Genomic DNA, 342 nt, shown 5'->3' on the forward strand with positions numbered 1-342 from the left:
CCGCAAGAAACAGGCTGTGACTGCTAAAGGGAAAGAAGCTGTGACACGTTTTCAGGTTCTGGAGCGTTTTGGTGACTACACTTTGGTGGAATTGACCTTGGAAACAGGACGAACTCACCAAATTCGTGTCCACATGGCTTATATTGGTCATCCGGTTGCGGGTGATGAAGCTTACGGCCCAAGGAAAACACTTAAAGGGCATGGCCAATTTCTTCATGCCAGAACGCTTGGATTTACCCATCCGAGAACTGGTGAGGTTGTTGAATTTACGGCAGAAGCGCCAGCTATTTTTCAGGAGACACTTGAAAAACTGCGCAAGGCTGAATAATAGTATGAAAACCT

1 protein-coding gene is annotated in these 342 nt (G+C 46.5%); it reads left to right on the plus strand.

Features of this window, described 5'->3' with window-relative positions; all coding sequences use genetic code 11:
- Positions 1-328 (plus strand): RluA family pseudouridine synthase (locus tag C1E99_RS12800; RefSeq protein ID WP_238146248.1); only part of this gene is annotated, 328 nt, incomplete at its 5' end.
- Between the last annotated feature and the right edge of the window lie 14 nt (positions 329-342).

This window comes from Streptococcus suis, from assembly GCF_002964045.1.
Lineage (GTDB): Bacteria > Bacillota > Bacilli > Lactobacillales > Streptococcaceae > Streptococcus > Streptococcus suis_U.